The sequence below is a fragment of the Brevundimonas bullata genome, from assembly GCF_014207965.1.
Classification (GTDB): Bacteria; Pseudomonadota; Alphaproteobacteria; order Caulobacterales; family Caulobacteraceae; genus Brevundimonas; species Brevundimonas bullata_A.
Map to the genome: position 1 here is coordinate 453,184 of NZ_JACHLM010000003.1, position 26,396 is coordinate 479,579.

The window sequence follows — 26,396 nt, forward strand, 5'->3', positions numbered from 1 at the left end:
GCAAGATCAGCGCGCCAAGAAGCGCGAATGCCGGCCAGGATGTTCCCGGGGCTCTTCCCGCCAAGAGCCGATAACAGGCTGCGGAAAGGAGGGGGACGCCCGCCAACCGCAAGATCAGGTCGAACCCGTCGTTAGCCTGCGAGGCGCCGCCAAGAACCAGGCACAGCGTCAGATAGGCGCCCGTAGCGAGGAACAGGCCTGGCGACGACCGGGTCCCGTCGTCCTGGAGACTTGCCTGATAGATCATCGCATCGTCCCCCCGCCGCGCCTTGCGGCATCGCCCTCTTCCAACGGCGCGCCGGCCGACCGGCCGCCAACCTCTGCACGGGTGATGTCGATATCGTCAAAGACGACGAAGACCGGCGCCAGGCTCGACCCCGGCCGCGCCTCGAGACGCAGGCGCTGCGCGGGGCAGTCTTGCGGCACGACGACCGCAGCCTCAAAGGGCGTCCATCGGCCGACAGGGCCGTTTGGCGCCTCGACTGACGCCAGCAGGCGGCCGGCCCCGCCTTCGCATTGCACCGTCCAGACCAAACGGCCGTCCGGGTCGCCGCTTTCGTTCCAGGCCCGACCGCTCAGCCGGTATCCGCCACGAGGGAGGATCATCATCTGTTCGGCGATCCTGCGTCGCGCCAGACCGCCAGAGACCGCCGCCTGCAGGCCGAAGCCCTCGCTATCCGGCGATGGGACGCGCTGCGCCGAGGCGCCATCGCCTATCCCCAGGGTCCAGCCGAATGGAGCGAGGCGCGGACCGTCGATCTCGAAGCCCCCGTCCGACACGCCGCCTCCCGCCCCCGACGCCGCGTCGGGTTGATGCTCGGCCCAGGCGACATAGGCCGGCACATAGGCCCGGTCACGCAACAGTCGGTCGAGATAGGCTCGCATCTCGGCATCGGTCGGCGGCGCGTCGGTCGCGCGCAGCAAGGACAGGAGGGCGTGAACCGCAGCCGGTCGGGCGCTCGCTCGACCATAGGCCGCCATGAAGGACGATCGCCAGCCCGGCGCCAGGGCCAAACGCGCCGCCAAGGCCGCGCGGGCTTCGTCCAGCCCATCAGCCGCCGCGAAGACCGGCGGGGAAAGGGGCTCCGCCAGATCGGGTCGCCGGCGCATCAGGACGTCATAGGCTGACAGGGCGGCGGGAAAATCACCGCGTTCAAGGGCTCGTGCGAAGATCCAGGTTTGGCTGGGCGCATCGCGCAGAGACCGACGCGACGCCGCCGCCATCAGGCCGTCGGCTCGCGCCGTGTCGCCCTGGACGATCGCCGTCCGACCGAGAAGCGAAAAGGCTTTGGCGGACAGAGGCGCATATTCGAGCGCCTGCCGGGCGTGGGCGGCGGCGGCGGCCTCATTTTCAGCCTCGAGGGCCGCCTCGCCCCGGTCCAGATGAGGCGCCGCCCGCCAGGGCCAACCCGCCAGGCTCGCCGCCGGCGCAGTCTGGAGGCGGGACACGCCGAAAGCAGCGACGGCCCCGCTCAGGGCCAGGCCTGCGCCTACGACGGCCGAAAGGAGTAGGGCGGACTGACGCCCTCCGCGTCGCGTGGAAGTCTTGGGTCCCATCTCCGCCCCCTTCTATCGATCAGGCGCGCCGGCCGCGCTTGCGTCCCGACGCTGGGCGGTCCTCGGCCGCGCCGTAATCATAGGAATAGGCGTATTCGTAGCCATAGCCCCCGAGGTTCGCCTTGCGGGAATCGAACCGCGCCAGAACGCCGCCGACGACGTCAGCTCCGGCCGCGCGCAGGCGGTCCAGCGCAGTCAGCGCTGCGCCACGACGCACAACGCCGGCGCCGCTGATGAAGATCACGCCTTCCACGGCGTTGCCGAGGACGGTGGCGTCCGCCAGGCCCATGACCGGCGGGCCGTCGATCACCACGAGGTCGACGCTCTTGCTCATTTGATCGAGGAAGACGCCAAGCGCAGGGCTGCTGAGGAGGTCCGCCGGGCTGGGCGGGCGCGGACCGCTGGCCAGAAGCGTCATATGCTCCTGGTCTGTGCGCTGGACGGCGCTGGCGACATCCGCCCCGGCGAGGACCGAAGAGAAGCCGACGCGGTTCGCGGCGCCCAGCATCTTGTGCAAGGACGGATTGCGCAGGTCGCCATCGACCAGAAGGACCGACTTGCCCATGCGGGCGAAGGCCCGAGCGATGGCCACCGAAGACGTGCTCTTGCCTTCGCCGGGCTGCGAACTCGTGACGAGGAGAGTCTTCGGCGTACCGCCGACACGGGCGAACTGCAGGGCGGAACGAACCGAGTGATAAGCTTCCGTGAAGCCCGAGCGCGGGTCGCGCTCGGCCTCGGCCAGCGCCGCCGCCGACGGCAGGAGGGGGATGCTGCCGAGCAAGGGCAGGCCCAGTTTCGTCTCGATGTCCGAAGGGACCTTCAGGGACTCGTCCAGGAACTCCAGGACAAAGACCACCGCGGCGCCCAGCAGCAGGCCGAGGAGACCGGCCAGGGCCAGGTTGATCAGGGGTTTGGGAGCGACCGGATTGACCGGGGTTTCGGCGCGATCGACCACGGAGACGTTGTTGGTGCCGACGCCCCCGGCGATGCCGATCTCGCGATAACGCTGCAGCAGGCCGTCATAGAGGACACGGTTGGTGTCCAGCTCGCGCTGAAGGATGTTGTAGCGGATGCTGCGCTGATCGAGGTCGATCGCCTGTGTCTTGAGCTGAGCGATTTCAGCCTCGATCGAACGTTCCGCCGCGGCTGCAGATGAATACTGGCCCTGCAGGGACTGGCGAACGTCGCCGGCCTCGGCGGCCAGCTGACGGTCAAGTTCGGCGATCTGGGCCGCCAGCTGAAGAACCGCGGGATATTCGGGCTGGAAACGCTCGAGCAGGTCCTGCCGCTTGGAGACCAGCTCGGCGCGCTGCTGACGCAGTTTCTGGATGGTCGGGCTGGCGAGGACTTCGCTGAGCGCCAGGCCGGTGGACGCCTGGGCCGCTCGCCAGCGCTGCTCGGCCTCGATCCGGTCGGTACGGGCCTTGGAGAGAGAGCCGTTGAGGGCTTCCAGCGACGAACTGATCAGCGAGCGGCCGCGATTGCCGCCTTGTTCGGCGTTTCCGCTCACGCTCGGGATGTTGATGATCTGCTCGTTGGATGCGTAGGCGACCAGTTCGCGTTCCGACTGTTCGAGCTTGGCGCGCAATTGTTCGATACGCTCTTCGAGGAACTTCCGCGCATAGGAGGAGGCTTCGAAACGACGCTCCAGATTGCTGGCGATAAACGTCTCGGTGATGGAGTTGACCACGGCCTGGGCCAAAGCCGGATCCGGGCTGTCGTAGCTGATCGTGACAAGGCGCGAGTTCAGCGAGGGGGTGACCCGCAGGTTCTGGCTGAACTGGTCGATCGCCTTGCGCTTGAGCTCCGCGGCTTCCGCCGCACGGGCGACCGGACGCGCCTGCCCGGCAGGCGTGCGGCGGTTTTCCTCAGCGTAAAGAGGGTCGGTTGCAAGGCCGAGGCCCGTCACCACCCTTTCCGCGAGCGAGCGGCTCTTCAGCAAGCCGTATTGCGTCTGATAGAATTCCTGCGCGCTGTAGAGATTTTCGGCAGGCAGAACACCTTCGACGTCGATGACCTGCGCCGCTTCACGGTCGATCTGAATGGTCGCGCTGGCGCGATAGACCGGCGTCGACAACAGCGTGACGATGACGCCGAGAATGAGGAGCAGGGCGACTGAGCCGGCCAGGACCCACCAGCGTTTGAGGACCACATGCCAGAGGCGGCGCAGGTCGATCATGCCTTCGCCGGAGGCGCCGAAGAGAGCGCCGCCGTTACGGGCAGGCGGAAGGGCCTGGACGGCCTTGGGATCGTTGAAGGTCATCGGAGAACCGGTTAGTCGAAGGCGCGGAAGACGGCGAACAGTGAGCCGAGCGGAGCAAGGTCGCGGATAAGGCGGCGAGCGCGGGCCGTGTCGACGATCACTGTATCGCCCGGCGCCAGTTCAGGATCAGCCATGTGACCCGCCTGGATGGCGCGGAGGTCGAAACGCGCCGCAGCCTGCACACCATCGACCTCGCGCAATATGATCACATTGGAAGCGTTGGCGTAGTCGTCGAGACCCTTGGCCTGAGCGATGGCCTGATTGAGCGTTAGACGCCCCAGCACCGGGAAGACGCCCGGTTCGCCGACAGCCCCGCCAACCACGACCCGTTGGCTCTGCGGCGTGGTCACCTGCACGGTGATGCTCGGGTCACGCACGAAGCGTGCTCCGTAGGCGCGCTCAAGTTCAGCCGCCAGCTGAGGCGGCGTCAGCCCCATGGCCGCCACGCCTCCGACCAGAGGAAGAGTGAGCATTCCTTCGCCGTCGACCTGGGCCGGTCCCGACAATTCCGGCACGCCGAAGACGCTGATCTGCAACAGATCGAATGGCCCGACCCTGTAGGAGGGCTGCGCCGCCTGTTGCACGCTCGGCGCTGGCAGTCCATCGCCCGCGTCCGCGCCGAGGCCCCGGCCTTCGCCAATGCCCATGCCGGCCGAACAGGCTGAAAGAAGGGCGGCCATGCCGGCGCCCGCGACTGGCCTAAGGGATCGTATCAAAGTCATTGTCATCTCCCGAACCAGCGACGCCAACCTGACGCTCGTTCGGCCCGTTGTTGAACCCCCGCGAGGGCGGGCATGTCTTCAGGCGAGCGGTCGAGAAGTATCCCCTCCGGTCGACCGCGCACCATGTCCAGAGCCGCCGCCTCGCCGAGCCGCATGGCGACCGCGTCCCGCGCGGCCGATAGCACGGGCCTGCGTCGGCGCATATTATGACCGTCGCTGGCGATGAGATGCACGCGACCTTCGTCGAGCATGCGCTCGGACCAGTATTGCGCGCGCCGGCCGAAGTAGCCCGTCACCGACCCCGCGGTCAGTTGAATCCACGCCCCCCCGTCGAAGGCGTCGCAGACCGTGTCGTAGTGGTCCTCAATCCAGGTCAGTCGTTCTGGATGGGTGATCACAGGGACATACCCTTCCGCCACCAGGCGAAAGATCATGTCCGGCATCCGCGGCGGCGCCACATGGTGCGGAGGCTCAAACAGGAAGTATCGCGTCCCCGCCAACGTGGGGATGCGTCCGGTCTTAAGGCCTTCCACCATATCCGGAGCAAGCTGGACATCTGCGCCGGTCAGGAGTCGAAGATTGATATCGGCCTCGTCGAGCGCCTTTTGGAGGCGATCAACGGCCGCCATGATAGACGGTCCGTCGTTCTCATAGAGACCAGGGTAGATGTGGGGGGTGCAGGCAAGCTGGACCGTTCCATCCGCCACAGCCGTCCTCGCCATCTCGAGCGATTCCGCGAGGGTCTCGGCGCCGTCGTCGACGCCTGGCAGAAGATGGCAGTGGAGATCGATCATATAGCCTTAACGCCAGTCTCAGTGGGCCCGCTCGCACGCGCCCGACAAAAAAAGAGCGGCCGAAGCCGCTCCAAGTTCGCCTTTTACCTTACGCTTAATCAGGCGCTGACGGGCTCGTCGTCGTCAGAAGCCGCCACTGCAACCCCGGCAACCACAGCCGCCAAGCCGGCTCCGATGCCGACCATGGCGGTCGTGCTAAGGCCTGCAACTGTACCGATGCCTGCGCCTGCCGTTGCACCTGCACCTGCACCTGCCGCGCTAGAACCCGTCGCCGCACCTGCTCCGGCCTGAGCCTGGACGAAGGCGGCCTTGGTCAAGACGGGCGACTGGGCGCAGGGGGAGGCTGCTGCAACCGTGAAAGCGTCCAGAGCAGCCACCTGCACCGAGCAGCCGTCGCCGTAAACGAGGTCGCCCGACGAGGCCAGACGCACCTGGTCGCCGGCCGCGACCATGGCGGTCGAGCCAACCGCGGTGAAGCCTTCGCCGCGGTTCACCTGGACGACGCCTTCCGACGCCACGCGGGCGACAGGAGCGGCGGCAGGCTTGAGCGACGGAGCAGCCGCAATGGCGACGCCGCTAACGGCCAGAGCGCTGGCGACGATGACGCCAAAGGCTTTCTTCATGGGGCTACCCCTCCAGATAATATCGGTTTCTGCAATCCGACTACACGCTAGAAGCGCGAGAGACAACCCTTTCCGCCCCGCTTGAGCGTGACGTTTAAGCGACCACTCTCACCCTATTCTTTTCACCGCCTATCGCTGTTGAGCCCGCAGGTCGCCAAGCCCCATGAGCAAAAGCACCGCGCCCGCCACCAGTGCGTCCCAGACGCCTTCGGCCACACTAGGCCCTCGCCCAACTGCCGGCGCGGCCTGAAGAATTTCGATTCCTCCACCGAGAACAGCCAGGCCCAGCCAAAGGACGACAAGAGATCGTCCCGGGAGGGCCAGGGCTGCCAGGACGGCGAGCACGGCGAAGGCCACGCCATGGCTTATCCAGTCGGAACCGCCGATCGAGGGGGCCATCTCAAGCGGCGCCACGGCAGCCGCCAGGACCCCGACTAGCGCAATCAAAAGCGCCGCCCGGGCCGCGACGACCACGGGCTTTGTGCGTCGACGATTCGTCGCAGAATTCAGCGACGGCCCTGACAAAGGCGGTCTGATCAAAGGAGGTGACAAGTCAAGGCGCCTAGATTGGAAGAAGACTGCTCTTAACCTCCGACCTGCGTCGGGGGCAATCGAAGCCGCAGTGCGCAGCAGCAGGCGCCCATCACACCTCAGACGTGCAATTCGCCTTGCCAGCCCTTGCAGCGCGCGGCACTAACCGAGGCATGACATTGGTCACTCTTCGATTTTCGCGCTTCGACGATCTGTTCGACTGCCGCCTGCGGCCGCAGATAGAATCTCGCGCGTTCATGTCTTCGGAAAAGACAGTCGTGACGCTGGCGCACAAGACAGGGAGCGCTCACGACGATAGGGCCCCGATAGATGGACACGCACCGCCGACCTCAAGCGCCCTCTAAGAGCACCTCGCTCTCCTTAGAGCCGGCGCTAACTTGCCCCCTTCTCATAGCCAAAGCCCTGGTCACAAGGCGAGGTAGGCGCGAACGGCGAATAGAAGCTGCAGTCTGACCGATCAGACATTGGCGTGAGCCCGCTCATGCCGACCTGTGTCAAACCGCTCCCTTCAATAACGTGAGCAGCCTCGACGGCGTCCGAAACCCGCGCCTCATCCTGGACCACGAAAAGTCCCCCCCGGAGCGAAACCATGCCGGGAGCCAGAAGCGAACAGCCACAAGCAAGCTTCACTAATCGTTTACCTCCACCTAGGCATAGCGGAAGACGCTGCCGTGAGTAGCAGGCGGTCTGATCCGAACCTTCTTGGCTTAGGGCTGGGCCGCCACCTTTGATACGCTCATCCGAGGAATTGCTCATTCCCGGATGACGATCTCAACCCCCCGGTTTTCAGGTTACGATGAACCCTATGCGCCGCTGGACGATCCTATGATCGCGGCGCAGCTGACAGGATAAAATGACGGTCGTCGATCAAAAGGGGTCACCTCCCGCTCGACGTGTCCGATGCAGTCCGCCTGCCAGCGTCAGAGATGGCGTGTCGCCGGACACTCCAAGCCTGCTTTTATGTCGGCGTCTGACCGGGCTGGCCTGGCTGGCCTGGCTGGCCGTAACTCGACCGCTCCAGAAGATCTTTCGCCAACTTGATCAGCAAGCGGCGCGCCGCCGCGTCAAGCCTATCGTAAAGACGAACAAGCTCATCAGAGCCGGGCGTCTTCATCAAGCTTTGCGTGGCCGGGATATTCGGTCTGTCCTCGAGGCCTAGAACGTCCTCGGCCGCAAGGCCAAGGCGCGCGTGAAGAATGGCGGAGGCGCTGCCTGGAAGACGATTGACGCCGCGTTCATAGCGCTGGACTTGTTGAAAGGAGACGCCGATAAACCGGCCGACCTCGCTCTGGCTCAAGCCCGCAGCGATACGCGCCTCTCGCAGTCGCTGCCCCAGACGCACGTCAAAATCAGATGCGCTCTTGCCAGCCATGCAACTCACTACCTCAAGTGTGCTCTGACGATAACGCAAATGTCAGCAAGTGTCATCCAGGTTCTTCCTGGTGATCCAGCGTGACAAGGTAGTCGGCTACGCGTTGGACCGCACCGAGATCACGCCCGTCTCTGCGACCGCCGACCTCGAGGTCGGCCAGAGCCAGACGGAGAAGCGCCGACGCTTCTGAAGGGCTGGAGGGAAGCCTATCCAGGGTGCGCTGCTCGGCTTCGATCACCCGCTCAAATGACGCGTCCGTACCCGCCGTTCCTTTTCGAACCGCCTCAAGGGCTTCTACAGAATGTTCAAGCGTCCAATCGTTCATCAGTCACCTTGTATGTCTAACCGGGGCCCTCCCACGTCCGAAACACCCCATCCCGCCACCGGCGGCAAGTTCGCCCGATCCCCCTGAGTAGCTCTTACTCACCGTGCGAGCGAAATCTTATGAGAATGCATGTGACCGCTTGCGGCCTGCACTCACGCTCGCGATGCATTGACGCCGATCAAACACGTCAGCGCCAAGGGCAAGATTGTCGCCATGGACATCCAAAACCGCGTCCCCACGCCGGGTTTTACATAGGGGCGGAATCTGTGTTGGCAGTTGGGGAGGCGGCCGCCTAATGCGGTGGACGTCGGCTCCTGTTCTGCGCCTGTCGCACGCTCCTATAGCGAGAGCTGTTTGATCATCGCGTCCCGCTCTTTCCAGAGTTCAATATAGTGGAGCGCCGTCTGTGCGTGCGTCCGCCTTTCTTGGGGATTGCAAGAGGCCTGCGCGCGTTTAAGCGCCTCAAGCGCCGCGCGCTTCATGGTCTCTCTATCCATGTCCTCTCCATCACAAAGGCGTCCGCAAACGATATCGTTGATATATTAGAAATTTGTTAGCCCGGATAGCGAAATCGCGTCCCGACGCGCCAGACGAGAGGCCAAGGGATCTCCAAGCCTAGGGAGGAACAAAGCCATTGCCACAGAGGCCCTTCAACACAGACGGCGCCGGACTGCCAATTTGTTCCGGCTAGGCGTATGGAACCCTCCATATCCCCATTCAGAGGCCCTATCCGCCCGTGAGCTCTCCGCTGACCGCATCCTCCGCCGAGGACCAGACCAAGACCCGCGCCATCGTCCCCGTGTCGATGCAGGGCTATGACGCCGACTTCCAGGCCTTCGCCGACGCCCTGGGCGCCTCGTTTGCGCGCTACGGCTTCGCCGTGATCTCCGACCACGGCCTGGACCAGCCGACCATCGACGCCGCCCTCGCCGACGCCAAGGCCTTCTTCGCACTGCCGGAAGACGTAAAGCGTCAGTACCACCAGCCCGGCACGGGCGGCGCGCGCGGCCTGACCCCGTTCGGCGTCGAAGCCGCCAAGGGCGCCGCCGCCGTGGACCTGAAGGAGTTCTGGCACGTCGGCCGTGAACTGCCGGAAGGTCATCCTTATCGCCAATACATGCGCGACAACGTCTGGCCGACCGAGATCGAGGGCTTCCAGAGCCACCTCTACGGCATGTTCGACGCCCTGGACCAACTGGGCCGCAAGATCCTCAAGGCCATCGCCCGCTACATGAAGCTGGGCGACGACTATTTCGAGGACAAGGTCGAGTTGGGCAACAGCGTCCTGCGCATGTTGCACTATCCCCCGGTCCCCGCCGACGCGCCGGGCGTGCGCGCCGGGGCCCATGAAGACATCAACGTCATCACCCTGCTGCTGGGCGCCGAAGAGGCCGGCCTGCAGCTCAAGGACGCCGACGGCGAGTGGCTGGACATCGCCCCGCCGCCGGGCGCCCTGGTGGTCAATATCGGCGACATGCTGCAGCGCCTGACCAACCACGTCCTGCCGTCGACGACGCACCGCGTGGTCAACCCGGCCCCCGAGCGTCGCGGTTTCGCCCGCTATTCGACGCCCTTCTTCCTGCACTTCAATCCTGACTTCCCGATCGAGACCCTGCCCTCGACCATCACCCCGGAAAACCCGGACCGGTACGCGGGCAAGACCATCCTGGCCGAAGACTTCCTGATGGAACGCCTTAAGGAGATCCGCCTGATCTAGGCGGATCAGCACGGCCGAAGAACGAAGAAAGGGCCGGCGGAACGATCCGCCGGCCCTTTTGTCTGTCCGCTCGCCCGTATCAGCGCGCGATGCGCAAGCGGGTGATGTCACGACCGATAGCCTTGAAAGCGTCTTTCAGGTCGGTGCCGCTGTTGGCCTTGAAGAAGTGCTTGTCCTTGGAGGTAGCGCATTCCTCCATCACCTCAATGGCCGTATCGATCCCGGCCTTCCCGCGGTCCGTGCCGAGATTAAACCCGACCGTGTAGACCATGACGCTTTCGCTCTTCATCGCATCGCACATGTTGACCGACTGAGCGAAGGGGGTGCCGTTCGCTCCGCAGTTAATCTGCAGGCTGGCCGTACCGGCCGAGCCGTCATCAGGCGCGTCTTGGGAAATCACGCCCGCGCAATAGGGGGTGTTGAAATTGCCGTCCGTCATCAGGATGACCACCTTCAACGTCTTTTGCGGTTCATAGGGCCCGGGCGCGCTGGCGCTCGGCCACAGATAGGCGAACCGGGGGGAGACCATATACCAGGCCCAGCCTATGCCGATCTGACCGGCGGTCGAGCCGCCTTCGCTGTAGCTGGCAATCTTGCTCTTGAGGTCTGCGATAGTGCTGGACAAGGGGGTGATCTGAGCAGTCAGGCAAGGGTTTCCGCTGGTCGCCGGATAGTTGCGCCCCACTCTACGATCCGAAGACGACGGCGCCTCATCGGTGAAGGCGGCCACGCCAGGGCGCTCGCTTACGCAGGTGCTGATATTCAGTTTTTGGACCTGATTGTTCGGGTTCAGATAGATGCGCCTGGCGCAGCCATCCCGGCCGCACTGAACCTTGCCGGCGCCAGTATACTCGCCGTAGCTCGTGTTCCGCACGCCGGTGGAGAAGGTGTCCGCAGTGAGAACACGGATCTGATAGGTCTTGTCGTTCAACTGGGTCATGCCGCGTACACCCGTGATTTCGACCAGTTCTTCGTCGGACAAGCCGTGGTTCGGCGAGGTGACCATGATCGTGCAATCGGACAGGATGCATTTGCGCACCGATCCGCCCGTGGCGTTGCTCTTGGTGTTCGATCGCCCGATCAGTTCAAAACTATTTGTGTTCAGGACCTTAACAGTCAGGACGCGGTCATTCACGTCGCCGCCGTTACTGACCCCGCTGATCCACACCGTGTCCCCCGTCGTCAGCCCATGCCTGTTGGAGGTAACAACGGGGGTGTTGGCTTTCGTCACCGTCGAGATGGGGGTGGGGTCCTGCGGGGCCCAGGCGGCGTCGGTGATATCCGTCGCCGCTATCGGGACGCCGCGCACCGCATTGGCGTAACTCCCGACATTTACCCCCATGGAATAGGGCACCAGAGCGACCTTGGAATAGAAGGGGGTCTGCTCAGCCTGCACCACGATGTCGATCAGGTCGCTGGCCGCCGCCTTCAGGTCCTTCAACGGCTGCCCCTTCATCGAGCCGGTGATATCCAGCGCCATGGCCACCTCGACGTTGCGCGAGGCGCGCAGCACTTCGGAGGAACTGCCCACCGGCAGGTAGTCGTCCATCAGCTTGCCGTAGGGCGGCAGGACGATGTTGGCGACCAAGACCTTCACATTCACGCGGGCGTTGGCGGTGATCCTGTTGTCGTTCAGGGTGAAGCTGGCGGTGTCCTGGCTCCCGTCCTTGAAATAACTGGGCATATTGGCCTTCAGCGCCGCCAGCCCCACGCGGTTCAGGTTGACGTCGTCGGTGTATTTCGAGCGGGCGGCGGCCAGGGCGGCGGCGTCCAGCGCGTCCTGCAGGTTGGCTTTCACCTTGGACGCCTGATGGATATCGACAGCGCCGAAACTGATCATGATCAGCACCGGCAGGGCCATGCCGAACATCATGGCCACATTGCCGCGCGTGCCCTTGGCGAAGCGCACGGCGAAGGTCCGCGCCGCCCGCGCCAGCCGATTTAATCCGTTCTTCGCGCCGTATTTCACCGTCTCGGCCCCTGAATTCCGCAGCGGACGCAGGTCCGCATTCCCGCGGACGGTGCCGGACTTCCGTTAAGGCTTGGCCCTATGGCGACGGTTAACGCCAGGTTTCAGCGGTCGACGCAGGCGTCCAGGCCCTGTTCGCGCACCGTGCCCATGGCGGTCTGGATGCGGCTGGCGCGGCGGCGGACATAGGGGCCAGGATCGGCGGCCCGATAGCGACGCGGGCTGGGCAGGATGGCGGCCAGGCGCGCGGCCTCGCGCGCGGTCAGCTTGTCGGCGCTCTTGTTGAACCAGTGGCGCGAGGCGGCCTCGGCGCCATAGACCCCGGGCGCCCACTCGGCGACGTTCAGATACATCTCCATGATCCGCCGCTTGCCCCAGACGACCTCGATCAGGCCCGTGTAGCCGACCTCCAGACCCTTCCTCACCCAGTCGCGGCTTGGCCAGAGGAAGACGTTCTTGGCGGTCTGCTGGCTGATGGTCGAGGCGCCGCGCCGCTTGTCCGAGCCGCGTTGCTCGGCCCGCTCATTGGCCTCCATCGCCTTCTGGATGGCCTCGACGTCAAAGCCGTGGTGCTGACAGAAGCGGGCGTCCTCGGCGGCGATCACCGCCTCGACCAGACGCGGCGAGATATGGTCCAGCGAGCGCCAGCGATAGTCCATGCCCTGCCCCGCGACGGCCTGCTGGACCATCAGTATGGTGAACAGGGGCGGCACAAAGCGGTGCAGCGCCACCCCGCCTATCGGGATCAGGGCCAGGATCAGCAGCAGGGTCAGCAGCGGGCGCCGCTTGCGGGTCTTCGTACGGGTCATGCCGTCATCCTGCCGGGCTCAAGCGTCAGCGCAAGCGGGTTTACAGCGAGACCACGCCGGCCTGACCGTCCTCGTCCGCCCAGGCCACGCGGGCCGCGCCGGAGCTCATGGCCAGGGCTACGATGGGCGCGCCCTTATCCTTCTTGATGAAGTCCAGCCCCTGCCCTGCCGGATCGGCCCACCAGACGCGGCCGTCTTCCAGACCCGCGGCCAGCCGACCATGCTGTTCAGCGGCGGCGACGTGGGCGATCAAGGTCGTCTCGTCAAAGCCGATCTCGGTCGCCTCGCGCCCCATCGGGCCGTTTGCGCCGATGAAGGGCCAGAGCACCACGCCCTGCGCGCCCGAGGTCGCCAGCAGTTGCCCCTTGGCCATGAAGGCGAAGCTCTTCACCTTGGTCGGATAGCCGCCCATCCGCATGTTCTTCTGATCCTTCAACCGCCAGCCGTGCAGTTGCGCGTCCTGCATCGAGGTGACCACGAAGGCGCCGTCAGGCGAGAAGGCCACCGCCAGGTGCGACCCGGCCCAGGCCAGCTTGACCGGCTGCTGCTGCTCGATGCGCGCGTACCAAAGGGCCGCCCCGCCATAGGTGGCGGTGGCGATGCGCCGTCCCTTGGGATCAAAGGCCACGCCCGAGACGGTGCGTTCGTGCTGGAAGTCGCGGCGGAAGGCGACATCCTTCACGTCGATCACCGACAGGGTGCGCCCCGCCGAAAAGGCGATCAGGCCGGAAGCCGGCGAGGCGGCGATGGAGTCGATCCACTGACCCTTGGCCGTGGCCAGCAGCACGGCCTCCTCCTCGCGGCTCCACACCACCTTGCCGTCGTCGCCGCCGGTGACGACGCCCTCGCCCGAGGGGTGGACGCAGGCGCACAGGATGGCGCCGTCATGGACCTCGCTGCGGGCGCCGTTCTCGAACCGCACCGAGCCGTCGCCCAGGGCGAAGATCGCGCCCGTCTTGTCGAACAGGGTGGCGGTGACCTGGGCGTCGAAGGAGAAGGCAGTCATGTCGGCTCACGCAAGCAGAGAAGTCAGACGCGCCTCATAGCGCCCCGCGTCGCGTCTGTCGCGCATCGGGCCTATAGAGCGGCCCATGACCCTGCTGCTCATTCCCGGCTTCATGGCCGACGCTGCCCTGTGGGACGCTATGACCGACGATCTGGCCCCGTTCGGGCCTCTGGTGGCGACCGACCTGAGCCAGGGCGAGGATATCGAGGCCATGGCCGCCGCCCTCCTCAGCGACGCGCCCGACCGCTTCGTCGCCGTCGGCTTTTCCATGGGCGGCTATGTGGCGCGCGAACTGGCGCGGATCGCGCCGGAACGGGTCTGCGCCCTCATCCTGGTCGCCACCTCGGCCCGCGGCGACACCGAAGAGCTGATCCGCCAGCGCCGCTCGGCCCTGAGGGCCGCACCGAAGGCCTTCAAGGGCCTGAGCCGCCCGGCCATCGTCTCGTCGCTTCATCCCAATCTGGCGACCGACGAGGCCATGATCACGCGCGTCCGCGACATGGGCCTGAGGCTGGGCGGCGAGATCTTCCATCGGCAGTCAGCCATGGCCCGCGCCGGCGACCTCGACCGACTGAACGAGATCGCCCAGCCGACCCTGATCATCGCCGCCGACGCCGACCGCCTGCGCGGGCCGGATGAGGCCGAGGAACTGCATCGGAGGATTGCGGGCTCGACCCTGGTTCACATCCCCCACAGCGGCCACATGATCCCGCTGGAACAGCCGCAGGCGTTGGCGCGCGTGATGACGGAGTGGCTATCCCGACTCCCGAGGTCCTAGGCGACGGTCATAGGACCTCGGGCCCCACCCACCTTTCCGGGATCATTCCCGCATCCAGACCGGCAGATCGCGCTCGCCATGCAGAACCCGCCACAGGTCGATCCGGTCTTCACGTTCCACATAGAAGAGCAGGTAGGGATAGCCGCGAACGCGCCAGAACCGCAGCTCCGGCAGATCAAGCTCATGGGCATAGCGGGCCGAACCGGAGGCCGGATGCCGGGACACATGACCCAGTAGAGGAAGCGGAAAACTCTAGCCTAGGGTGCTCCAGAAAACGGGGGCGGATCACTAACCCAAGGAATCTGGTCGCCGCTGGATGAAAACTCAGGGGCACGTCAAGTCTTGTTGTCATGATCGTGCGAACTCGATCAGGGACTCATAGTCGTGATTGTCTGCAGCCTGTAGCGCCCTGACATAGGCGGTCCGGGTTGCGCCCGGATCGACCAGACTATTGCGCCCCCAGGTAAAAGCCCTTTGGCCAAGCTGCATCGCGAGCCTGTCGCCAGCCATTCGAGAGTGCCGTCCATTCCCGTTCGGAAACGGATGGATCGCAACAAGTCTGTGGCTAAACCGCACGGCGAGTTCGTCGGGCGGAAAGCTGTTGTGGTCGATCTGGAACCGTACATCTCCTAGGAGCTGGCGCATTTCCATCGGGATAAGATGGGCCGCTACGCCGATATTGCGTTCGGTGGTGCGGTAATCACCGGCCCATCGCCAGACTTCGCTGAACATGCGGCGATGCAGCTCACAGTGAAAATCTTCGTCGACGACCTCTCGTTTGATCCCTCGAAGCCACCGCATCGCCTGGGCGATATTGGCTTGTTCAGCTTCGTTCAGCTCTCCGCGTGTCGTGATGTAGGACAGGCGGAGCTGCTGCCGCTCCTCGTGGGCGAGGGGCGTGTTGGCGTCGTCATCGCCATCGAGAAGCGCGTCGGTCATTGCGCCTCCCACAGCCGCCTTGGCGAACCAGTGAGGAGATCATCGATAAGGCGCTGTCGTTCTTCTTCCAGTTCTTCGCGGCCTACGGCCTGGTTCTCCAGCCTCATCGTATGGTGAAGGCTGGAGAGCTCACGCTCGGCGATGATGGCGGCGCGTTCGCGCCGGATCGCTTCTAGCGTCGTCTTGGGCACGATGGCGTAGACAAGGGTACAGTCCATCGCCTCCGCCGCTTCACGCAGTGAGCGCAGCGTAGTTCCCCCTGTCACCTCGGCTTTTTCCAACGTCGTGACGCGAGACGGCGCGGCGCCCATGCGCTCTGCGAGCTGGCGCGTTGACAGCCCCAGCGCTTCGCGAATAGCGCGCAGCCATCCACGCGGCGGTGTGGCGATACGCGCATCGCGGATGGCCGCAAAGCGTTTGTCGAGACTCTTGATAGCCAGTGCGGCGTGGGTGGCGACCATGTTTATGTGTCCAATCTTGCACTAAGATAACACATAATTATGAGCAAAACAATCTCTTTCGCTCATTCCAATATGAGCAGTCGATCACCATTCGATCATGTATATAGGAGCGAAACTCCAGCTCAGAACAAACTGAGCTGGCGCGCCGCGGCGACATGGACCTTCGCCTCCCGCTGCGACTCCGCCAGAACCGCCGCCGCCCTCTCGCGGGCTTCTTCTGCCGTCACGACGCCGTGCCCCGCGATCTGAATGAGGCGGTCCGCGCCTCCGGTCGTCCGATAGCGGACGACGTAGGTCTTGATGTCGCTGGTCGCGACCCGGATGCCGAAGCCTTTCAGCTGCGTGTCCCAAAGGATGTAACGGGCGTCTTCGGGCACCAGGGAATGGACTACCCTCTTCGTGATTTTGGCGGAACGGGCGTTCTGGACCACTAGATTTCCCTCGGGCCCAGTCAGGGCCGCGTTTCTGGCCCCGTTTTTGGTCACCACATGGTCACCAGACTGGGGGGATTTCGGAGGATAATCGAGAAATCGGCGGCAAAAGAACGAACCCTGAACCTGCCCACCACAAGGGCGTTTGAGCACCCTCGGGCCACCAGAAAGAACCCTTGGGTTCGAGCTCGATGTCCCAGGGCGTCTTCAAGCGCGTCGACGAAAGCGCTGGCGACAACCTCGCCCGCCGTCGCAAGATAGGGGTCCAAGGCCTGGTTGATGTCGCGCGCGGCCTGTTCGCGCGGAATGACGACCTAGATCTTCACGACGGGCGACGGCCCTTTATGCGCGCCCGCAGGGTGTCGAAGTAGGCCGCGTCGGCGGGCTCGGCCGGGCTGGATTCCGCCCCGCCCAACAGCAGGCCCCGCAGCCTCTGCCGATCGCCGTCCTTGCGGATCAGATCGCGGGCATACTCGCTGGAAGAGCCATGGCCCCGCGCCTCGACCCGTTCGTCCACGAAGGTCTCCATCGGATCGGGCAGCGAGATGTTCGTCCTGCTCATGGGCAACGCCTACGCCGATGGCAAAAAATGGCAATCTCGCTCAGCCCTTGTGCGTCTCGACCCAGCGCTGGGTCATCAGCGCGCCCGAGGCGTAGGCCTCCTGCAGTTCGACGCTCCAGTAGTTGAGCATGTCCAGCGGGATGACCGCGCCCGAGACGGCGCAGACGACGTGGTCGCCGCCCTTGACGATCTCGAACTCGGGCGTGCCGTAGATCACCTGGGCCTCGACCCGCGCGCGAGGGGGCGGGTTCATGCCGCGCAGGCCTCGAAGCCGGCTTTCAGCGCGGCCTCGTCCAGATCGCGGCCGATGAAGACGGCGCGGCTCCAGCGGCGCTCCTTCTCGCCCCAAGGCTTCTGCAGGTCGCCTTCCAGGATCATGTGCACGGCCTGGAAGACCAGACGGCGGTCCTCGCCGTCCACGTCGATGATGCCCTTGGCGCGCAGGATGTTCTGGCCCTGCTCGCCCAGCAGCCTGTCGAGCCAGGCGGTGAACTTGGCGCCGTTCAGCGGACGGTCCAGCGTCAGCGAGATGCCCTTGATGTCGTCGTTGTGAGCGTGGCCGCGCGGGCCGTGATCGTGATGATCGTGTCCATGATGGTGGCCATGGCCGCAGTGCTCGTCATGGACATGGTCGTGACCGTGGTCATGCCCGTGGCCGCAGTCGGCGTCATGGACATGGCCCTCGGCGCCGTGGGGCGGGTTCACGAAGTCGGGGCGCACCTCGACGATGCGCTCCAGATCAAAGCCGTGCAGGCCCAGGATCTGATCCAGCGGCACATTGGCGCGCTCGGCGCGGATGATGGGCGCCAGCGGGTTCAGGGCGCGCAGACGGCGCTCGACCGCAGCCAGTTCCTCGTCCGTCGCCAGATCGACCTTGTTCAGGATGATGCGGTCGGCGAAGGCGACCTGCTCGCGCGCTTCCTTGGAGTCGTCCAGACGCGCCATGACGTGCTTGGCGTCGACCAGGGCGGTGACGCTGTCCAGCTGGGTCTTGGCCTTGACCTCCTCGTCGACGAAGAAGGTCTGGGCCACCGGGCCGGGGTCGGCCAGGCCGGTCGTCTCGACGATGATGGCGTCAAAGGCCGGCTTGCCGGGGCGCTGGCGCTTCATCAGGCCCGAAACGACGCGGATCAGGTCGCCGCGCACCGTGCAGCAGACGCAGCCGTTGTTCATCTCGAACACGTCCTCGTCGGCGCCGACCACCAGGTCGTTGTCGATGCCGATCTCGCCGAACTCATTGACGATGACGGCGTAACGCTTGCCGTGGTCCTCGGTGAGGATGCGGTTCAACAGGGTGGTCTTGCCGGCGCCGAGGTAGCCGGTGAGGACGGTGACGGGAGTCTTCTGGGTCATGGGCGGCTAGATGGAGGGTCTGGGGCGGAAAGGGAAGGCCCTGCTCAGCAGGTCGGGCAGTCCGGCAAGGCGCCGCTTTCCAGCTGGAAGGTCGTGTGGCTGATATTGAAGCGGCTGCGGGCCACGGCCTGTGCTTCGATCAGAAGCGCGTCGGCGTCGGGCCGGTCGTGGACCAGGTGCGCCGTCAGGGCCGTGTCCGAGGTCGACAGACCCCAGACGTGCAGGTCGTGCACCGCACTGACGCCCGGCAGGGCCACGAAGGCCTCGCGGACCTGATCGACCTCGACCCCGTTCGGGACCGAGTCCAGCGCCAGATTGACCGAGTCCTTCAACAGGCCCCAGGTGCTGATCAGGACGACCGCGACGATGGCCAGGCTGACCAGGGCGTCGATCACGGCCCAGCCGGTCAGCAGGATCACCGCCCCGGCGACCACCACGCCCAGAGACACGGCGGCGTCAGACATCATATGCAGATAGGCCCCGCGGACGTTCAGGTCCTTGTGCTGGTCCTTCATGAACATCAGGGCCGTGCCCAGATTGATGACGAAGCCGATGCCGGCCACGATCATGATGACGCCCGACGCCACCGGCGCAGGCTCGGCCAGACGGCGGATGGCCTCAAAGGCGATGGCGCCACAGGCGAAGATCAGCAGCAGGGCGTTGCCCAAGGCGGCCAGCACCGTCGCCTTGCCATAACCATAGGTGCGCTTGGACCCCGCCGCGCGCCGCGCCAGCCAGGCCGCCCCGCCGGCCATGGCCAGCCCCAGAACATCGGACAGGTTATGACCCGCATCGGCCATCAGCGCCGACGAATCGGCCCAGAGACCGGCCCCGAACTCGCAGACCACAAAAACCAGATTGACGATCAGGCCGACGGCGTAGCGCCAGTCGCCGGTGTCCACCGGGCCATGATGGTGGCCGCCGATGCCGTGGGAATGGCCATTATCATGCAAATGATCATGGCCTGCATGGTCGTGGCCCGCGTGCGAGCGCCCCGCCTGGGAATGGTTGTCATGGTCGTGTGCGTGATCGTGATCGTGCGCCATGGGATTTCTCTAGGCCCGCTTCCCGCGCCGCGTCAACGACGACGAACATAAGTCATTGAATGTAAATATATAACCTATCAGCAGCCTATCACTCCGACCTAGTGCTGATGGGTCATCACCAGCAGGCCGATCAGGATCAGGGCCACGCCCAGAATGGCGCCTTCATAGCGGGCCCAGCGCTCCAGCCGCAGGATGGAGTATCCGGCGCTGGCCAGGGCGGCGAGCAAGGTCATGCCCAGCACCGTCCCCGCCGCAAAGCTGAGGGTCAGCAGGGCCAGGGCCATGACGCCCTCGGTCGCTGACGACAGATAGATGGGCAGCAGCACCTCGCCCGGCGTCACCGCCATCATCAGCACCAGACCCCAGAAGGCGCCGCGGTCCGAGACAGCGGGCTCCGGAACATCAGCCTCAGGCCCCGTCGCCGTGATGGGCTTCTGCAGCGAGGCACGCGCCAGATAGAAGGCGCCGAAGACGAACAGCAGAGCGGCCGAAAGGTGCGGCAGCAGCCCGCCGATCCAGGCGTTCAGCGCCAGTCCCGCCGCCACGATCAGCGATCCGACCAAGGCGGTCGAGGCGATGTGGGCCAGCCCTGCCGTCACGGCAACAGCCATGACCCGCCCCAGACTCCACCGCTGCGCCCGTCCTACCAGAACAAAGGGCAGCCAGTGAGTCGGCAGGGCGGCGTGCAGGAAGGCCGCGACGAATCCCCCGCCCAAAAGCGAAATCAAAACGGGCTGCTGAAGGTCGTGCGGCGACATTCCGTGACCTCTATACTGTTACTTTGTAACGGTCGAGAGGCCTTGCGAACGAATCTTCCGCAAGACCGCCCTCTTACGCGGGCGTTCCTTACTATTGCGAAAGCGCGACAAATCAGGCCAGATCGCCGCCACAACGCCGCCTGCGCACGGGTTTTAGGCCCAGAGGCCGCCCTTTCGCGTTGACTCTGGCTCGCCCTTCCGTATATGTCGCCGCTCTTCGCCCGCAGGGTTTCCTGGCGGGCGCATTCTTTTTTGCGTTCACGCTGAGGCTTCCAAATGTACGCGGTGATCAAGACCGGCGGAAAGCAGTACCGGGTCCAACCGGGCGATGTGATTGTTGTCGAGAAACTCGACGGCGACGCTGGCGCTGCCGTCAATTTCGGTGAAGTCCTTATGCTGGGCGGCGACAAGGGTGTGACGGTCGGCGCTCCGCTGATCGACGGTGCGGCGGTTGCTGCAACCCTGGTCGAAACTCGCAAGGGCGAGAAGATCAAGATCTTCAAGAAGACCCGTCGTCAGGGCTATCGCCGCACGAACGGCCATCGTCAGATGGAAACCGTCCTGCGCATCACCGGCATCGAAGGCGCCGGCGAGAAAGCCAAATGGGACGGCACGGTCGACCTGATGACCAAGCTGGAAATCAACGCTCGCGCCCGTGGCCTCGCCCCGCGCGTTGAAGCTGTTGAAGCGGCTCCGGCCAAGAAGGCTCCCGCCAAGAAAGCCGCCAAGGCTGAAGGCGCCGAAGCCTAAGACATTCACCGGCGCCCCGTTCGGCGCCTGCCAAGACGTTAAGGTCGCGCTCAAGTAGCCCCCAGGGGCGATAGCGCACCCAAGGAAGAGGAGCAGCAAGATGGCTCACAAGAAATCCGGTGGTTCGTCGCGTAACGGTCGCGACTCCCATTCCAAGCGCCTTGGCGTGAAGAAGTACGGCGGCGAGAACGTTCTGGCCGGCAACATCCTCGTGCGTCAGCGCGGCACCACCTTCCACCCCGGTGAGAACGTCGGCCTCGGCCGCGATCACACGCTCTTCGCCACGGCGACGGGCGCGGTGAAATTCACCACCAAACGTGGCGGCCGTTGTTACGTGTCGATTCTCGCTGCGGCCAACGACGACGCTCAGGCTATGGCCGCCGAGTAACGCGAACTGGACCAAAATCCGGGATCGCGTTGCTCTTAGAAGCCGCGATCCGGACCAGGGAAATATTCCGCGGGGAGTCTGGATCACCAGGCTCCCCGTTTGCGTTTCCCCGCCTCGCTGACCGCCCGAGCCCTGATGAACAAGGACGGCGGTCGCACCAAAGGGGCGTGACCCATGTGCGTGATTGAAACTTCTCCCGTCGTCGAAACCCGGCGCCTCATCCTGCGTGCGCCCGGCGCCCAGGACGTCAGCCGCATCGCGGCCATGGCCAACGACCGCGACATCGCGCGCATGACCCAGCGCATGCCCCACCCCTTCCAGGTGGAAGACGCCGAGGACTTCGTCCTGCACGTCGCCGCCCAGGACCCGAAACGCGCCAACACCTTCGTCATCGAGCACGAGGACCTTGGCCCCGTCGGCGTCATCGGCCTGTTCGAGAACCAGGATAAGGTGCCCGAGACCGGTTACTGGATCGGCCGCGACTTCTGGGGCCGGGGGTTCGCCACCGAAGCCCTGGAAGGCGCCCTGGTCTGGGCCTCCAGGCGCTGGAAACGTCGCGCCCTGATCGCCGGCCACTTCGCCGACAACCCGGCCTCGGGCCGCGTGCTGGAGAAGGCTGGCTTCCTCTATACGGGCGAGACCCGCCGCGCCTTCAGCCAGGCGCGCGGCGAGATCACCGATACCCGGATGATGGTCTGGCTGGCCTGATCAGCGCCGCTCCCTATGCGGGGGCGGCGACCGTCGCTCAGCGCGGAACCACGACGGTGTAGAGCAGAGCCGCACCCGACAAAGCCATGACGCCGAAGGTCAGCCAGACGAAGGTTCGCGACCAGGGACCGCCGCGCGAATCACCCATGATCGCCCGGTCCCCGTTGATTCGCGCTACCACATACAGCAGGGGCACGGCGGCGATCCCATTGAACACCGCCGTATAGACCAGGGCCTTGATCGGGTTGACGCCGATGAAGTTGAGCAGAAGGCCGATCAGGGTCGCCACGGCGATGACGCCGTAGAATCCGCGCGCGTCGCCCAACTTGTTCGACAGCCCCTCCTTCCAGCCCAACGCCTCGGACAAGGCGTAGGCCGCCGAGCCCGCCAGCACCGGAATGGCCAGCAGGCCAAGACCGATCACCCCTGCAGCGAACAGAACCTTGGCCGCCTGGCCAGCGTCAGGGAAGGACTTCACCAAGGGCTCCAGCGCCTGGGCCGCATCCGCCGCGGTCTGGATGTCCGTCACTCCGTTGCGGAACAGGACCGAGGCCGTGGTCATGATGATGAACCACTGCACCAATTCAGCCGTCACCATGCCTACACTGACGTCCAGCCTCATGTCAGAAAGATAATAGCGGGGCAGGCGCGGCCGTCCCTCCTCATCCATCGACACCTTCCGGTCCAGCAGTTCCTCCACTTCCTGCGAGGCCTGCCAGAAGAACATGTAGGGCGAGATCGAAGTGCCGAAGACCCCGGTGATGATGAACAGGAAGGAAGCCGTGAACTCGATATGCGGCACGAAGGTCGCATAGAGGATCTCGCGCCATGGCTGCTCGATGATCAGGGCCGTGGCTGGATAGGCCAGCAAGGCGAGGGCCAGCCACTTCAGGAACCTAGCGTAAACCCGGTAGCTGACGAACACCTCCAGCAAAAGGACCGTCGCCGCCGTCAGCAGCGCCAGGGCCCAGACCGGCGCGTCGACCACCAGGGCTGCCGCATCGGCCACGGCGCCGATGTCCGCACCGATGTTTATGGTGTTGGCCGCCACGACCAGCAGGACCATGGCGATCAGGACGTGTCGAGAATAGTGCTGCTTGATGACCCCGGCCAAGCCCTGCCCTGTCACCGCGCCTATTCGGGCGCAGGCCTCCTGCACCGCAAGCAGCAGGGGGATTTGATAGAGGGCGGTCCACAGCATCCCGTAGCCGAACTGGGCTCCGGTCTGGGAATAGGTGGCGATGCCCGACGGATCGTCGTCGGCGGCGCCGGTAATCAGGCCCGGCCCCAGAACCTTGAAGACTCGCAGCAGATCGCGTTGGCGCGGCCCTGCGTCGTCCCCGGGGCCGACGGGGTTCGATGCAGGCTCTGACGACGGAGGCGGCTGCGGCTCGGACAATCATCACCTGCGGAACCTGACGTCTGCCCCGCCAGCCTACGCCTCCTCTTGCCGATGAAAAGACAGCCCCCGCCGATCCCCTGCCGCGGCAAGATCGCCGGCTAGCGGACAAGGGCCAAGTCAGACTGATAGAACGCGGATTTCAAATAGCTTTTAGTCAACAGTGCAGTTTTTTCAGAGATCAGAAAAAAGGCTGTTGACCGCTCAGGAGGTCCCCCCTATTAGATCGCTCCTCGGCGGGGCGACCCACCGGGCCCAGATGGCGGAATTGGTAGACGCGCTGGCTTCAGGTGCCAGTGACTTAACGGTCGTGGAGGTTCGAGTCCTCTTCTGGGCACCATATTCTCAAGCGGCGTCGTATCCCACGGATACGGCGCCGTTTGTCATTTCAGCCCTCCTCTTTTCTCGTACGGCGGCAAAGGTTGGCGCTGCGTCCTAGCGATAGCGCGCGGTTCGTCTATGTTGTCGCCCTGATCGACCACCCGAGTTTCTGCCCATGACCGTTTACCTGCACGAAGGCGACCTGCCCGACGGCCTCGACCTCGGCCCGGAGGTCGCGATCGATTCCGAGACCATGGGTCTGCGCTTCCGTCGCGACCCGCTGTGCGTGGTGCAACTGTCATCGGGCAATGGCGACGCCCATGTCGTGCGCATGAGCCGCCCCGACTATGACTGCCCCAACCTGAAGCGGCTGCTGGCCGACCCCAAGGTGTTGAAGCTGTTCCACTTCGGCCGCTTCGACATCGGCATGTTCGACCTGCACCTCGGCGTCGAGACGCGTCCGGTCTATTGCACCAAGATCGCCTCCAAGCTGGCCCGCACCTATACCGACCGTCACGGTCTGAAGGACGTGGCGCGCGAACTGGCCGGGGTGGACATGTCCAAGGCCCAGCAGAGCTCGGACTGGGGTTCGCCGGTCCTGTCGCAGGCCCAGCTGGACTACGCCGCCTCGGACGTTCTCTATCTGCACGCCATCAAGGCAAAGCTGGACCTCATGCTGGAGCGCGAAGGCCGCGCCGAGCTGGCCCGCGCCTGCTTCGACTTCCTGCCTACCCGTTCGCGTCTCGACCTGGCCGGTTGGGACGAGATCGACATCTTCGCGCACGCCTAAGGACGAGCATGAGCGACCGCGACGCCCAGGAAGCGCGCAAGCGCGCCGACGAGGCCCGGGTCGCCCAGGCCGGCGAGCGCTGGCGCGCGCGCTCGCGCCGGGTCAAGCTGTACCGCCGCGTCCTCCCCATCGTCATCCTGATGCTGGCGGGCGGAGCCCTGACCTGGACCGTGTTCCGCACCGTCATGTCGGGGGTCGAGCGCAAGGCCAGCGAGACGCGTGAGATCCGCCTCGACAATCCCATGTTCCACGGCCAGGACGCGCAAGGGCGCTCCTTCGTCATCGGCGCCCAGGGCGCGATCCGCGATCCGGCCACCGGCTATTTCCGCCTGGTCGGCCCCCTGCTCCGTCTAAACCTGGGCGGGCGCAAGGTGACGGAACTGACGGCGGACGGCGGCACCTATATCGAGCCCAGCCGCAAGGTGGTGATCGGGCCGAACGTCAAGATTTCGGACGGCGGCTCCGGCTTCGTCCTGACCACGCCTGAAGCCGTGGTCGACACCAACACCGGCGTCGTGACGGGCGACAAGGGCGTCCAGGGGCAAGGGCCTCTTGGAACCATCAATGCTTCGTCCTATGCCATCTATGATCAGGGCCAACGGGTCGTCTTCAGCGGCCAGGGCGACAACAAGATAAGCGGGACCATCAACCCCGCGGGATCCGGCAAATGACCATGTCCAAGTCGAACACCATGATCGCAGGCGCCGCCCTGCTGCTGGCCCTGACGGTCCCCGCGGCCTCGGGCGCTCAAAGCCGCGCCGACGCCTCAAAGGAGCCGGTCCAGTACGGCGCCGACGGCGGCGAATACACGCCCAACGGCTTCGCCCTGCGCGGCCGGGCCGAACTGACCCAGGGCGGCAATCGCCTGCGCGCCGACGCCATCACCGGCGTTACGGCCAATGGCGATCTCAGCCGGGTCGAGGCGACGGGCAATGTCTATTTCGTCACCCCGGACCAGAGCATGCGCGGCGACCGCGCCGTCTATACCCTGGGCAACGCCGAGGTGGTGGTGACGGGCGACGTCATCCTGACCCAGGGCAAGAACGTCCTGACCGGCAGCCGCCTCGTTTATAACGTCCGCACCGAGACGGCGCGCATGGAAGGCGGAAACGGCCGCGTCCAGGGCGTCTTCTATCCGCAAGGGAACTGACCCCGTTTGGCGCGCAAGGAACTTTCAGCCCTCAACCTCGATCAGGCGGACGCTGACGACGCGCCCGCCCCTGAAGAGGCGCGCCATACCGGCCTGCGCGTCGAGCACATCGCCCGCAGCTTCGGCCAGCGTCAGGTGGTCAAGGACGTCTCCCTGACTGTCCAGCGCGGCGAGGTCTGCGGCCTGCTGGGCCCCAACGGCGCCGGCAAGACCACCTGCTTCTACATGATCACCGGCCTGATCCCGGCCGACAGCGGCTCGATCTGGCTGGACGGCGAAGAGATCACCCAGCAGCCCATGTATCAGCGCGCCCGCATGGGCCTGGGCTATCTGGCCCAGGAAGCCTCCATCTTCCGCGGCATGACGGTCGAACAGAACATTAAGGCCGTGGTCGAACTGCACGAGAAGACCGCCGCCGGCGTGCAGCAGGAAACCAGCCGACTGCTGGAAGAGCTGCGCATCGACCACCTGCGTCACGCCCCGGCCACCGGCCTGTCGGGCGGCGAGCGCCGCCGCGTCGAGATCGCCCGGGCTTTGGCCGCGCGGCCCAGCTTCATGCTGCTGGACGAACCCTTCGCCGGCATCGACCCCCTGGCCATCGCCGACATCCGTCACGTGATCCGCTATCTGTCCAGCCAGGGCATCGGCGTGCTGATCACCGACCACAACGTCCGCGAGACCCTGGACATCATCGACCGCGTCTCGATCATCTCGGCCGGTTCGGTCCTGTTCGAAGGCACGGCGAACGAGGCTGTTCGCGACCCCGAGGTCCGCCGCGTCTATCTGGGCGAAATGTTCGGCTGACACACCGCGGCGTTCTGTCGAACGCGCCGTTCGCCAGACGTTAAACTCT

29 protein-coding genes and 1 tRNA gene are annotated in these 26,396 nt (G+C 65.2%); 11 read left to right on the top strand and 19 right to left on the bottom strand.

What is annotated here, in order from left to right:
• Positions 1-243 precede the first annotated feature (243 nt).
• The 6 genes from HNP51_RS10940 to HNP51_RS10965 form a co-directional block, all read right to left on the bottom strand.
• Positions 244-1,557: a hypothetical protein gene (locus HNP51_RS10940; RefSeq protein ID WP_184269560.1), complete on the bottom strand. Its 1,314-nt coding sequence runs from the start codon at positions 1,555-1,557 to the stop codon at positions 244-246.
• Positions 1,558-1,576: 19 nt separating this feature from the next.
• Positions 1,577-3,820, bottom strand: coding sequence for a polysaccharide biosynthesis tyrosine autokinase (locus HNP51_RS10945; protein WP_184269558.1), 2,244 nt, complete (start codon positions 3,818-3,820; stop codon positions 1,577-1,579).
• An 11-nt stretch (positions 3,821-3,831) separates the two neighbouring features.
• Entirely contained in the window at positions 3,832-4,500 is a 669-nt protein-coding gene (locus HNP51_RS10950) for a polysaccharide biosynthesis/export family protein (protein WP_184269555.1), read from the bottom strand.
• A gap of 44 nt (positions 4,501-4,544) precedes the next feature.
• Positions 4,545-5,336 (bottom strand): tyrosine-protein phosphatase, encoded by a 792-nt coding sequence (locus HNP51_RS10955; protein ID WP_184269553.1) that lies wholly within the window; start codon positions 5,334-5,336, stop codon positions 4,545-4,547.
• A 98-nt stretch (positions 5,337-5,434) separates the two neighbouring features.
• Positions 5,435-5,959 (bottom strand): hypothetical protein, encoded by a 525-nt coding sequence (locus tag HNP51_RS10960; RefSeq protein ID WP_184269551.1) that lies wholly within the window; start codon positions 5,957-5,959, stop codon positions 5,435-5,437.
• 1,510 nt (positions 5,960-7,469) lie between these two features.
• Positions 7,470-7,883 (bottom strand): helix-turn-helix domain-containing protein, encoded by a 414-nt coding sequence (locus tag HNP51_RS10965; protein WP_184269549.1) that lies wholly within the window; start codon positions 7,881-7,883, stop codon positions 7,470-7,472.
• A gap of 49 nt (positions 7,884-7,932) precedes the next feature.
• Between HNP51_RS10965 and HNP51_RS10970 the strand changes: the two genes are divergently transcribed.
• Positions 7,933-8,073 (top strand): hypothetical protein, encoded by a 141-nt coding sequence (locus HNP51_RS10970; RefSeq protein ID WP_184269547.1) that lies wholly within the window; start codon positions 7,933-7,935, stop codon positions 8,071-8,073.
• A gap of 940 nt (positions 8,074-9,013) precedes the next feature.
• On the top strand, positions 9,014-9,925 hold the full coding sequence (locus HNP51_RS10975) for an isopenicillin N synthase family oxygenase (protein WP_184270534.1): 912 nt from the start codon (positions 9,014-9,016) through the stop codon (positions 9,923-9,925).
• Positions 9,926-10,004: 79 nt separating this feature from the next.
• Here the strand turns inward: HNP51_RS10975 and HNP51_RS10980 are convergent, their stop codons facing one another.
• The 3 genes from HNP51_RS10980 to HNP51_RS10990 form a co-directional block, all read right to left on the bottom strand.
• Positions 10,005-11,894 carry a ubiquitin-activating E1 FCCH domain-containing protein gene (locus tag HNP51_RS10980; RefSeq protein ID WP_311769930.1) on the bottom strand — a complete coding sequence of 630 codons (1,890 nt, stop codon included), beginning with the start codon at positions 11,892-11,894 and terminating at the stop codon, positions 10,005-10,007.
• A gap of 104 nt (positions 11,895-11,998) precedes the next feature.
• Complete coding sequence (gene mtgA / locus HNP51_RS10985) at positions 11,999-12,703, bottom strand: monofunctional biosynthetic peptidoglycan transglycosylase (protein WP_184269545.1); 705 nt, start codon at positions 12,701-12,703, stop codon at positions 11,999-12,001.
• Between the two features lie 40 nt (positions 12,704-12,743).
• Entirely contained in the window at positions 12,744-13,709 is a 966-nt protein-coding gene (locus HNP51_RS10990) for a WD40 repeat domain-containing protein (protein WP_184269543.1), read from the bottom strand.
• A gap of 85 nt (positions 13,710-13,794) precedes the next feature.
• On the opposite strand from HNP51_RS10990, the gene HNP51_RS10995 reads away from it, so the two are divergent.
• A complete protein-coding gene (locus HNP51_RS10995; RefSeq protein WP_184269541.1) occupies positions 13,795-14,487 on the top strand; it encodes an alpha/beta fold hydrolase in 693 nt (230 codons plus the stop codon).
• A 42-nt stretch (positions 14,488-14,529) separates the two neighbouring features.
• Here HNP51_RS10995 and HNP51_RS11000 read toward each other — a convergent pair whose 3' ends face one another.
• The 9 genes from HNP51_RS11000 to HNP51_RS11040 all read right to left on the bottom strand — a co-directional run bounded on the left by HNP51_RS11000 (position 14,530) and on the right by HNP51_RS11040 (position 20,037).
• Positions 14,530-14,712 carry a type II toxin-antitoxin system RelE/ParE family toxin gene (locus tag HNP51_RS11000; RefSeq protein WP_311769929.1) on the bottom strand — a complete coding sequence of 61 codons (183 nt, stop codon included), beginning with the start codon at positions 14,710-14,712 and terminating at the stop codon, positions 14,530-14,532.
• A gap of 123 nt (positions 14,713-14,835) precedes the next feature.
• Complete coding sequence (locus HNP51_RS11005; RefSeq protein WP_184269539.1) at positions 14,836-15,426, bottom strand: mobile mystery protein B; 591 nt, start codon at positions 15,424-15,426, stop codon at positions 14,836-14,838.
• A complete protein-coding gene (locus tag HNP51_RS11010) occupies positions 15,423-15,887 on the bottom strand; it encodes a mobile mystery protein A (protein ID WP_184269537.1) in 465 nt (154 codons plus the stop codon). Before HNP51_RS11010 ends, HNP51_RS11005 begins: the two co-directional genes overlap by 4 nt.
• 122 nt (positions 15,888-16,009) lie before the next feature.
• A complete protein-coding gene (locus HNP51_RS11015; protein ID WP_184269535.1) occupies positions 16,010-16,318 on the bottom strand; it encodes an integrase arm-type DNA-binding domain-containing protein in 309 nt (102 codons plus the stop codon).
• 322 nt (positions 16,319-16,640) lie between these two features.
• The gene (locus HNP51_RS11020) at positions 16,641-16,880 is read right to left on the bottom strand and encodes a type II toxin-antitoxin system ParD family antitoxin (protein ID WP_184269533.1); all 240 of its coding nucleotides are present in this window, start codon (positions 16,878-16,880) and stop codon (positions 16,641-16,643) included.
• 40 nt (positions 16,881-16,920) lie between these two features.
• Positions 16,921-17,133 (bottom strand): DUF2093 domain-containing protein, encoded by a 213-nt coding sequence (locus HNP51_RS11025; protein WP_184269531.1) that lies wholly within the window; start codon positions 17,131-17,133, stop codon positions 16,921-16,923.
• Positions 17,130-18,233, bottom strand: coding sequence for a GTP-binding protein (locus HNP51_RS11030; RefSeq protein ID WP_184269529.1), 1,104 nt, complete (start codon positions 18,231-18,233; stop codon positions 17,130-17,132). The genes HNP51_RS11025 and HNP51_RS11030 overlap by 4 nt, the downstream gene beginning before the upstream one ends.
• A gap of 44 nt (positions 18,234-18,277) precedes the next feature.
• Entirely contained in the window at positions 18,278-19,279 is a 1,002-nt protein-coding gene (locus tag HNP51_RS11035; RefSeq protein WP_184269527.1) for a cation diffusion facilitator family transporter, read from the bottom strand.
• 98 nt (positions 19,280-19,377) lie between these two features.
• Positions 19,378-20,037 carry a hypothetical protein gene (locus HNP51_RS11040; protein ID WP_184269525.1) on the bottom strand — a complete coding sequence of 220 codons (660 nt, stop codon included), beginning with the start codon at positions 20,035-20,037 and terminating at the stop codon, positions 19,378-19,380.
• Positions 20,038-20,313: 276 nt separating this feature from the next.
• On the opposite strand from HNP51_RS11040, the gene rplU reads away from it, so the two are divergent.
• The 3 genes from rplU to HNP51_RS11055 all read left to right on the top strand — a co-directional run bounded on the left by rplU (position 20,314) and on the right by HNP51_RS11055 (position 21,883).
• The gene (gene rplU, locus HNP51_RS11045; RefSeq protein ID WP_184269524.1) at positions 20,314-20,787 is read left to right on the top strand and encodes a 50S ribosomal protein L21; all 474 of its coding nucleotides are present in this window, start codon (positions 20,314-20,316) and stop codon (positions 20,785-20,787) included.
• Positions 20,788-20,887: 100 nt separating this feature from the next.
• Positions 20,888-21,175 carry a 50S ribosomal protein L27 gene (gene rpmA / locus HNP51_RS11050; protein WP_184269522.1) on the top strand — a complete coding sequence of 96 codons (288 nt, stop codon included), beginning with the start codon at positions 20,888-20,890 and terminating at the stop codon, positions 21,173-21,175.
• Positions 21,176-21,349: 174 nt separating this feature from the next.
• Positions 21,350-21,883, top strand: a complete 534-nt coding sequence (locus tag HNP51_RS11055; RefSeq protein WP_184269520.1) for a GNAT family N-acetyltransferase — start codon at positions 21,350-21,352, stop codon at positions 21,881-21,883.
• A gap of 37 nt (positions 21,884-21,920) precedes the next feature.
• On the opposite strand, the gene HNP51_RS11060 is transcribed toward HNP51_RS11055, so the two are convergent.
• On the bottom strand, positions 21,921-23,282 hold the full coding sequence (locus HNP51_RS11060) for an NRAMP family divalent metal transporter (protein WP_221415839.1): 1,362 nt from the start codon (positions 23,280-23,282) through the stop codon (positions 21,921-21,923).
• A 253-nt stretch (positions 23,283-23,535) separates the two neighbouring features.
• Between HNP51_RS11060 and HNP51_RS11065 the strand changes: the two genes are divergently transcribed.
• The 5 genes from HNP51_RS11065 to lptB all read left to right on the top strand — a co-directional run bounded on the left by HNP51_RS11065 (position 23,536) and on the right by lptB (position 26,347).
• Positions 23,536-23,622, top strand: a tRNA-Leu gene (locus tag HNP51_RS11065).
• Between the two features lie 156 nt (positions 23,623-23,778).
• Positions 23,779-24,393 (top strand): ribonuclease D, encoded by a 615-nt coding sequence (locus HNP51_RS11070; protein ID WP_184269518.1) that lies wholly within the window; start codon positions 23,779-23,781, stop codon positions 24,391-24,393.
• 8 nt (positions 24,394-24,401) lie between these two features.
• A complete protein-coding gene (gene lptC / locus HNP51_RS11075) occupies positions 24,402-25,064 on the top strand; it encodes an LPS export ABC transporter periplasmic protein LptC (protein WP_184269516.1) in 663 nt (220 codons plus the stop codon).
• Entirely contained in the window at positions 25,061-25,543 is a 483-nt protein-coding gene (locus HNP51_RS11080) for an LptA/OstA family protein (RefSeq protein WP_184269504.1), read from the top strand. The genes lptC and HNP51_RS11080 overlap by 4 nt, the downstream gene beginning before the upstream one ends.
• Before the next feature lie 6 nt (positions 25,544-25,549).
• Positions 25,550-26,347 (top strand): LPS export ABC transporter ATP-binding protein, encoded by a 798-nt coding sequence (lptB, locus tag HNP51_RS11085; RefSeq protein ID WP_184269502.1) that lies wholly within the window; start codon positions 25,550-25,552, stop codon positions 26,345-26,347.
• The last annotated feature ends 49 nt before the right edge of the window (positions 26,348-26,396 follow it).